Annotated in this window: 9 protein-coding genes; 4 read left to right on the forward strand and 5 right to left on the reverse strand. The window is 68.3% G+C overall.

Annotated elements, in window-relative coordinates; all coding sequences use genetic code 11:
- Window positions 1–57: 57 nt before the first annotated feature.
- The 5 genes from ACFWY9_RS19325 to rpmH are packed head-to-tail and all read right to left on the reverse strand — an operon-like array spanning window position 58 to window position 2,708.
- Window positions 58–615 carry a protein jag gene (locus tag ACFWY9_RS19325; RefSeq protein WP_378326073.1) on the reverse strand — a complete coding sequence of 186 codons (558 nt, stop codon included), beginning with the start codon at window positions 613–615 and terminating at the stop codon, window positions 58–60.
- A gap of 30 nt (window positions 616–645) precedes the next feature.
- Window positions 646–1,788, reverse strand: coding sequence for a membrane protein insertase YidC (yidC, locus tag ACFWY9_RS19330; protein WP_378326072.1), 1,143 nt, complete (start codon window positions 1,786–1,788; stop codon window positions 646–648).
- 4 nt (window positions 1,789–1,792) lie between these two features.
- Window positions 1,793–2,110 carry a membrane protein insertion efficiency factor YidD gene (yidD, locus tag ACFWY9_RS19335; protein ID WP_378326071.1) on the reverse strand — a complete coding sequence of 106 codons (318 nt, stop codon included), beginning with the start codon at window positions 2,108–2,110 and terminating at the stop codon, window positions 1,793–1,795.
- 5 nt (window positions 2,111–2,115) lie between these two features.
- Entirely contained in the window at window positions 2,116–2,544 is a 429-nt protein-coding gene (gene rnpA, locus ACFWY9_RS19340; RefSeq protein ID WP_378339435.1) for a ribonuclease P protein component, read from the reverse strand.
- Window positions 2,545–2,564: 20 nt separating this feature from the next.
- Window positions 2,565–2,708, reverse strand: coding sequence for a 50S ribosomal protein L34 (rpmH, locus tag ACFWY9_RS19345; RefSeq protein WP_345405559.1), 144 nt, complete (start codon window positions 2,706–2,708; stop codon window positions 2,565–2,567).
- Between the two features lie 596 nt (window positions 2,709–3,304).
- On the opposite strand from rpmH, the gene dnaA reads away from it, so the two are divergent.
- The 4 genes from dnaA to ACFWY9_RS19365 all read left to right on the forward strand — a co-directional run.
- Complete coding sequence (dnaA, locus tag ACFWY9_RS19350) at window positions 3,305–4,939, forward strand: chromosomal replication initiator protein DnaA (RefSeq protein WP_378326069.1); 1,635 nt, start codon at window positions 3,305–3,307, stop codon at window positions 4,937–4,939.
- Between the two features lie 914 nt (window positions 4,940–5,853).
- Window positions 5,854–6,987 (forward strand): DNA polymerase III subunit beta, encoded by a 1,134-nt coding sequence (gene dnaN, locus ACFWY9_RS19355; RefSeq protein WP_378326068.1) that lies wholly within the window; start codon window positions 5,854–5,856, stop codon window positions 6,985–6,987.
- Window positions 6,988–7,019: 32 nt separating this feature from the next.
- Window positions 7,020–7,910, forward strand: a complete 891-nt coding sequence (gene gnd, locus ACFWY9_RS19360) for a phosphogluconate dehydrogenase (NAD(+)-dependent, decarboxylating) (protein WP_378339437.1) — start codon at window positions 7,020–7,022, stop codon at window positions 7,908–7,910.
- A 12-nt stretch (window positions 7,911–7,922) separates the two neighbouring features.
- On the forward strand, window positions 7,923–8,169 hold a 247-nt coding region (locus ACFWY9_RS19365), incomplete at its 3' end, for an AAA family ATPase (RefSeq protein WP_378339438.1).

Consider the following 8,169-nt stretch of genomic DNA (forward strand, 5'->3'; position numbering starts at 1 on the left):
CGCGGCGCGGCACGGGCTCGGCGCCGCCGACCGCTTCTCTTAGCGCAGTGCTTAACGTCAGGACGCCGGGAAGATCACCACGCGCCGCTTCGGGTCTTCACCCTCGCTCTCGCTCGTGACACCCGAAACCGTCGCGACGGCGTCGTGCACGACCTTGCGCTCGAACGGGCTCATCGGCTGCAGCCGGACGCGTTCACCGCTCGACAGCACAGTCTCCGCCGTCGACCGGCCGAGCTCACGAAGCTCCTCGCGACGGTCCGCGCGCCATCCCGCGATGTCGAGCATCAACCGGCTCCGCGATCCGGTCTCCTGCTGAACGGCGAGCCGCGTCAGCTCCTGGAGTGCCTCGAGGACCGTGCCCCGCGGTCCGACGAGCTTCTCCAGATCCTCACCGCCGTCGATGCTGACGATGGCCCGGCCGGCTTCCACGTCGAGGTCGATGTCCCCGTCGTAGTCCAACAGGTCCAGCAACCGCTCCAGGTAGTCACCGGCGATGTCGCCCTCCCGCACGAGGACGTCGTCGTCAGCACCTCCCGGCTGCTGCCCGGCGTTCTCCGGTTCCCCGGTCGCCGCGTCGTCCTTATCGGCGTCGATCGTGTCGATCGTCTCCGACATCATTCGTCTCCTCTCCGAACCGGCTCGGCGTCAGCGACGCTTCCGGCCCGACTTCCTGGTCGAGTCTTTGATGAGGCCCGGCACACCCGTGCCGTTGTCCTTCGAGCCGTTGGTGCTCCCGGCTTCCTCGGAGGTGGATTCCGTGTCCGGCTTCGGCGCCGGCTCGGCCGACTTGCCGCTGTCGCTCCCGGCGCCGGTCTGCGCGAAGCCGTGCGGGGAGCCGGCCTTGGTGACCTTCTTCTGGCCGCCGCTGTTGTTCGACTGGTTCTTCTTCTGCTGGACCGGCTTCTGGCCCGGACGGGGGGCGGTCGGCTTCTGGCCCGGCTTCGGGCCGAGCGACGCGCGCTTCTCCTTGGCCTCGGCCTTGCGCTGCTCCTCTTCCTTGTCGATCCGCGTGTAGACGAGGCGCTGCTGCATCAGCGTCCAGCCGTTGTTGGCCAACCAGTAGAAGAGGAGGCCGAGCGGGAACATCCCACCGAAGACGACGACACCGAGCGGGAAGACGTACATCGTCAGCTTGTTCATGATCGCGGTCTGCGGAGTCGCCGACTCCGGGTTCTGGCGGGAGACCGAGTGCCGCGCGGTGAGGTGGGTGGCGATACCCGCGACGATCATCAGCGGAACGGCGACGGGCGCGACGCTCCAGTGCCAGCCCACGGTCGTGGCGCCGCCGTTGATGACGCCGACACCGTTGTAGATGGCCTCACCGAGGTTGACACCGAACAGCTTCGCGCTGACATACGAGTGGACGTCGGCCTGGCTGAAGAAGTAGTTCTCGGTCTTCGGGCCGCCACCGGGCGGCGGGAAGGTGAACGCGCGCAGCACGTGGTTCAGGCCGATGAAGACCGGAATCTGCAGCAGCATCGGCAGGCAGCTGCCGAGCGGGTTGACGCCGTGCTCCTTCTGGAGCTTCTGCATCTCCATCGCCTGGCGCTGCCGGTCGTTCGCGTACTTCTTCTGGATCTTCTTCATCTCCGGCGCGAAGTCCTGCATGCGCTTCATCGACCGGACCTGGTTCACGAACGGCTTGAACATGATGCCGCGGACGGTGAACGTCAGGAAGATGATGCCGAGGATCCAGGAAATCGCCGTGGCTTCCCCGAAGACGAACCCGAAGACCTTGTGCCAACACCACAAGATGAAGGACACGGGGTAGTAGATGAAGTCGAGCACTGAGCTACTCCTCGATCGGTGTTTCAGGTCTGCGGTATCGCCACGAGAACGTCTCGGGCACCGGGTCGCGGCCGGGCGGGGTCCACGGGCCGCAGCGCAGCAACCGGCGCAGCGCGAGATAGGAGCCGCGCCCGGCACCGAACCGGGTCAGTGCTTCGACCGCGTACGCGCTGCAGCTCGGATAGAACCGGCAAGCCGGTGGCAGGAAAGGGGAGATCGCCTTCCGATAGAGCTTGATCGGAAGCAACAGCACCCAGGCGACCGGTCCGGGACGGGCTTCACCGGGACGTTCGTCAGTGCTGGTTCGTGTGCTGGCTCGCATACCGTTCACACCGCTGATTCGTGGTCGGGGGCCGCGTCCTCGGGACGCGTCTGCCGGGGGACACCATCCCCGGCCGACCGGCGGGACGGCAGCAGGCCGAGCCTGCGCAGTGCCGCGTCGAGATCGGCACCGAGTTCCGCGCTGGACGCGTCCGCTGCCGGAGGTAATGCCCGCACAACCAACGCGCTGCCGGCGGGCAGGGTTCCGAGCCGGGCGGCGACGAGGTGACGCAACCGGCGGGTGACCCGGTGGCGGACCACCGAGTTCCCGACGGCCTTGCTCACCACAAAACCCGCCCTGGCCGCCGTGGCGGCCTCGGGCGGGTCCGTGGTCAACGCGTGAACGACGAGGCGGCGCTTGCCTGCCCTGGACCCGCGGCGAAGAACTACGCGGAAATCCTCACTCCGCCGCAACCGGGCGGCGGCGGGCAGCACGACGCGCCTCGACGCCGGAATCAGGCGGACAGCTCGGCACGGCCCTTGCGACGACGGGCCGCCAAGATGGCCCGGCCGGCACGGGTCCGCATGCGCAGCCGGAACCCGTGGACCCGGGCGCGTCGGCGGTTGTTCGGCTGGAAGGTGCGCTTACCCTTGCTCACTGCTTCTCCTGTGTCTCGGCCGTCGGACGACGGTTTTCTTCACCGCCGCCTGGCGTGTCGTGCGGGCGCACGGCAGTCTGTGGTGTCTCCTACCAACGTGTGTCCTCGTCACGTCGAGCGACGACAACGTGGGCACGCGAAACGCACCCGTCGCATACGGGAGACCTTACGAGGGTACGCACCCCGGCCGGGCGGCCCGCAGGCACCCCCTTGGCCACGCACCGCGATCACCCCAGCGGGTACGGTCGGTGCAGGCACGCGCCATCGAATGGCAACACGCCGTACACCGTGAAATGCTTGCGCCCAAGGATGCCTTGTGGCAACGGGCGGGGCTTGTTAGCGTGCCTCTCTCGGGTCACCGGTCGAGGTGCACGGCGAGCGCGCCGCCGGGTGTGGAGGTACCCACCGGCGTTATGGAGAGCCCGCAGGTGGCGTGGCCGCGGGCCGCCGTACATTAGTGCACAGCTGTGGACAACTATGTGGATACTTGCTGTGCCGGTGAACAGACCGGTCCAAGATGACGCTCGATGGAGTGGCCGGGGCGTGCTTGGGGGGATTTCGCCGTACACGCCGACGAGGGGAGGGGAGCCAGACAGGTGTCCGAGCACCAGCACAATCTAGGCGTCATCTGGGAGCAAGTGGTCCGGGAGCTGTCCGACGGGACCCTCTCGCCGCAGCAGCGGGCCTGGATGCGCGTCACCCGGCCGATCGGCCTGCTCGACGGCACCGCGCTCCTCGCCGCACCCAGTGACTTCGCGAAGGAAGCCATCGAACGCGCCCTCCGCGGCGCGATCACCGAAGCGCTCTCCCGGCGGCTCGGCCGCGCGGTCTCCCTCGCGGTGAAGGTCGACAGCGCGGAGCCGGTGGCTCCCGCGCCCGCGCCCCGCTACGTACCGTCGCCCACCCGGGTGGAAAACGGCTCCGGGCCCGCGCCCGAGCCCGCGATGTCCGACGGCTCGATGCTGCCGCCCGCCCGGGCGACGCGTCCCGAGCCGACGCCGCCGCCGATGCCCGCCCCGATGCCGCCGCAGCAACCGGCCAAGCCCGCCGCTTCGGCCGAGGAGTCGGAGGAGCCCGACGAAGAGGTGGACGAGGAAGGCGAGGCGCTCGCCGCCGTCCACGAGATCTGGCCCACCTTCTCCGGTCAGCCGATCGCGGGCCAGCCGTACACCGCACCCGCGCAGCCGCAGACGTCCAAGACGAAACTGAACGAGAAGTACACGTTCGACACCTTCGTCATCGGCGCGTCCAACCGGTTCGCGCACGCGGCCGCGGTCGCCGTCGCCGAGGCACCTGCCCGCGCGTACAACCCGCTGTTCATCTGGGGCGAGTCCGGACTGGGCAAGACCCACCTGCTGCACGCCGTCGGGCACTACGCGCAACGGCTGTTCCCCGGGATGCGCGTCCGCTACGTCTCGACCGAAGAGTTCACCAACGACTTCATCAACTCGCTGCGCGACGACCGCAAGGTCGCCTTCCAGCGGCGCTACCGCGACATCGACATCCTGCTCGTCGACGACATCCAGTTCCTGGAGGGCAAGGAAGGTACCCAGGAAGAGTTCTTCCACACCTTCAACACCCTGCACAACGCGAACAAGCAGATCGTCGTCTCCTCCGACCGGCCGCCCAAGCGGCTGGAAACCCTCGAAGACCGGCTGCGCACGCGGTTCGAGTGGGGCCTGATCACCGACATCCAGCCGCCCGAGCTGGAGACCCGGATCGCGATCCTGCGCAAGAAGGCCGCGCAGGATCGGCTCGCGGTGCCCGGCGAGGTGCTGGAGTTCATCGCCTCGCGCGTCGAGGCGAACATCCGGGAGCTGGAGGGCGCGCTGATCCGCGTCACCGCGTTCGCCTCGCTGAACCAGCAGCCGGTCGACGTCGGCCTCGCCGAGATCGTGCTGCGGGACCTGATCCCCGATTCGCACACGCCGGAGATCACCGCGCCGACCATCATGGGCGTCACGGCGGAGTTCTTCGACGTGACGCTCGACGACCTGTGCGGCCCCGGCAAGACGAAGGCGCTCGCGACGGCCCGCCAGATCGCGATGTACCTCTGCCGCGAGCTGACCGAGATGTCGCTGCCGAAGATCGGGCAGACGTTCGGCGGCCGTGACCACACGACCGTCATGCACGCGGACAAGAAGATCCGCAAGGAGATGGCCGAGCGCCGCCGCATCTACGACCAGGTGCAGGAACTGACGTCGCGGATCAAGCAGCGCGCACGGCAGTAGTTCTTCCCGCTCTCCCAACGGCTTCGGGGCGTCCACGACTCACGTGGGCGCCCCTTCATTTTGCCGTACGCCCTTCCGCCGAGAGCGCGTCAGTAGCCGTCTTCGCGTGCGTACGCCTCCTACACCGCCGTACGGGCATGTACACAGCCGTACGCACGCGAAGCAGCGACGCGATCCGCAGCACACTTCGCCGCGTACGCAAAACCGTTGATACACAAGGGAGTTTCCCCATGGTGTGGGCACTTTGCCCACAACGCCAACGAATCCCTCAACTGCGACGACCCGGTTTTCGTCCACAATGCACTCACAAGCAGTCCACAGTGAATCCACAGCACTGCCCACATCGATTCCACAGGTTGCCCACACGCGATGCACATGCCGCGGAAGCCACTCGTCCGGGCGATTCGGGTCACGCCGGACGCGCACATCCCCTGGGCACAACTCGGCACACAGCTGGGGACAGACCTGGGGACAACTGGGGGTGACTGTGGATGAATCGAGGCCCGCTCGAATCCATCCACCGGTCGCCCGATTCATCCACCGAACCACCACCAGGGATCTCCACACCCGGTCGACAGCGACGACCTGCACGAACGAGCTCTGTCCACACAACCCACAACGCCTACTACTGCTACTGCCCTTAGATCTTTTTAAGGAGGGAACAAAACAAAAACAGGCGGCGGACGAATCTGGGGACAGCCGGTGAACCGTGTCGACATGACGACAAAGCGAAGGGGAGGCCGAGGTGACGCCCGACCCGTTGACGGCCTAACGTGGATGCCTGCACCTGGTCCGCGTCGAACGCCGTCCTGGCGCAGGGGTGAGGACCAGAGGCGAGGTCGCCTGCGCGGGTGCAGGCGTTCCCCGACGACCTTCACGAGCCGCAGGGGCTCGGCTGTCGAAAGGATGCGCGCATGAAGATCCGCGTCGAGCGTGACGGGCTCGCCGACGCCGTCGCGTGGGTGGCGAGAAGCCTCCCCTCCCGGCCTCCGGTGCCGGTGCTGGGCGGTGTCCTGCTCGACGCGGGGTCGGACGGGGCAGGTGACGCGCTCACCGTCTCCGGCTTCGACTACGAGGTCTCCGCGACGGTCGGGGTCCCCGCCACGATCGCCGACGGCGGCCGTCTGCTCGTCTCCGGCAGGCTGCTCGCCGACATCACCAAGGCGCTGCCCGCACAGCCGGTCGAGATCTCGGTCGACGGCGCCCGCGCCACCATCACCTGCGGCAGTGCCCGCTTCAGCCTGCCGACCATGCCGGTCGAGGACTACCCGCAACTGCCGTCCCAGCCCGCGTTCGCCGGTGAACTCGCCGGCGACGCCTTCGGCCAGGCCGTCACCCAGGTCGTCGTCGCCGCGGGCAAGGACGACACCCTGCCGATGCTGACCGGCATGCGGCTGGAGATCTCCGGCGACAAGCTGACGCTGGTGGCCACCGACCGCTTCCGGCTCGCGATGCGCGAGTTCACCTGGCAGCCGACCGAGGGCCTCGCCGACGCCGCGGTGCTCGTCCCCGCGCGGACCCTCGCCGAAGCCGCCAAGACACTCGGCGCGAGCGGTGCCACGGTCCGCCTCGCCCTCGCCAGCGGCGACGGCCTCCTCGGGCTTTCCGGCGCCGGTCGCTACACGACGACCCGGCTGCTGGACGCGGAGTTCCCGCCCTACCGCCAGCTGCTCCCCGCCAGCCACACCTCGCGGGCGGTCATCGAGGTCTCCGCCCTCGCCGAAGCGATCAAGCGTGTCTCGCTCGTCGCCGAGCGCGGGACGCAGGTCCGGCTCGAGTTCGCGGACGGTTCGCTGCGGCTTTCCGCCGGCGGCGACGACGAGGGCAGCGCGGAAGAGGAACTGCAGGTCGACTACGAGGGCGAGCCGGTCACCATCGCGTTCAACCCCGGCTACCTCGTCGACGGCCTCGGCGCGTTGCACACCGACCGCGCCGAGCTGACCTTCACCACGCCGAACCGGCCCGCGCTCATCAAGCCCGCCGACCCCGAGGGCAACGTCGTCGGCGGCTACCTCTACCTCCTGATGCCGGTCCGCCTGCCCGGCTGACTCGATTTTCGTTAGTACGTAAGGGGATCTCCATGGTTCAGCTGGGACTGATCGGCCTCGGCAAAATGGGCTTCAACATGCGTGAGCGGCTGCGCGCGGCCGGTCACGAGGTCGTCGGGTACGACCGCAACCCCGAGGTGACCGACTCGACGTCGCTCGCCGATCTGGTGTCCAAACTGGACGGTCCAAGGATCGTGTGGGTGATGGTGCCCGCCGGCGACCCGACGCGGCAGACGATCACCGAGCTGGGCGAGCTGCTGTCCGAGGGTGATCTCGTGATCGACGGCGGCAACTCGAAGTACACCGACGACAAGCTCAACGCCGACCTCCTCGCCGCGAAGAAGATCGGGTATCTCGACTGCGGGGTCTCCGGTGGTGTGTGGGGCAAGGACAACGGCTACGGCCTGATGGTCGGTGGCGCGGCCGCCGACGTCGCCCGCGCGATGCCGATCTTCGACGCGCTGCGTCCGGAGGGCCCGCGCGAGGAGGGCTTCTCGCACGCGGGGGCCGTCGGGGCCGGGCACTACGCGAAGATGATCCACAACGGCATCGAGTACGGCATGATGCAGGCCTTCGCCGAAGGCTTCGAGCTGCTCGAAGCCGCGAAGGTCGTCGAGGACGTCCCCGCGGTGATCAAGGGCTGGCAGCGGGGGACCGTCGTCCGCTCGTGGCTGCTCGACCTGCTCGTGCGCGCGCTCGACGAGGACCCGGAGCTGGACGATCTCGAAGGCTACGTCGAGGATTCCGGCGAGGGCCGGTGGACGCTGGAGGAGGCGATCGACCACGCCGTCCCGGCGCCGGTCCTCTCCGCCGCGCTGTTCGCGCGTTTCGCCTCGCGGCAGCAGCAGTCGCCCGCGATGCGGGCGGTGGCCGCGCTGCGCAACCAGTTCGGCGGTCACGCGGTGAAGAAGGTCGGCGGCTAGGTCTGGGGAGTTTTGTACCTGAGACATCTCCAGGTCACGGACTTCCGGTCCTGGGAGCAGGCCGATCTCGCGCTGGAACCGGGGCCGGCCGTGCTGGTCGGCCAGAACGGCCGGGGAAAGACGAACCTGCTGGAGGCGATCGGCTACGTCGCGACGCTGGGCTCGCACCCCCGCGCGGCCGACGCCCCCGTGGCGTATAAACAAAAACCAGCCCACCACACAAAAAAACAAAGCGGTTTGCGGCGTGGGGGGGGTAATG

This window comes from Amycolatopsis sp. NPDC059027, from assembly GCF_042739735.1.
In the GTDB taxonomy this organism is placed as follows: Bacteria; Actinomycetota; Actinomycetes; order Mycobacteriales; family Pseudonocardiaceae; genus Amycolatopsis.

What these genes read in the sequence shown, in the direction of transcription:
- ACFWY9_RS19325 (WP_378326073.1), bottom strand. Translation starts at nt 615, where the DNA reads ATGTCGGAGACGATCGACACGATCGACGCCGATAAGGACGACGCGGCG.
- yidD (WP_378326071.1), bottom strand. Translation starts at nt 2,110, where the DNA reads ATGCGAGCCAGCACACGAACCAGCACTGACGAACGTCCCGGTGAAGCC.
- dnaN (WP_378326068.1), top strand. Translation starts at nt 5,854, where the DNA reads ATGAAGATCCGCGTCGAGCGTGACGGGCTCGCCGACGCCGTCGCGTGG.
- gnd (WP_378339437.1), top strand. Translation starts at nt 7,020, where the DNA reads ATGGTTCAGCTGGGACTGATCGGCCTCGGCAAAATGGGCTTCAACATG.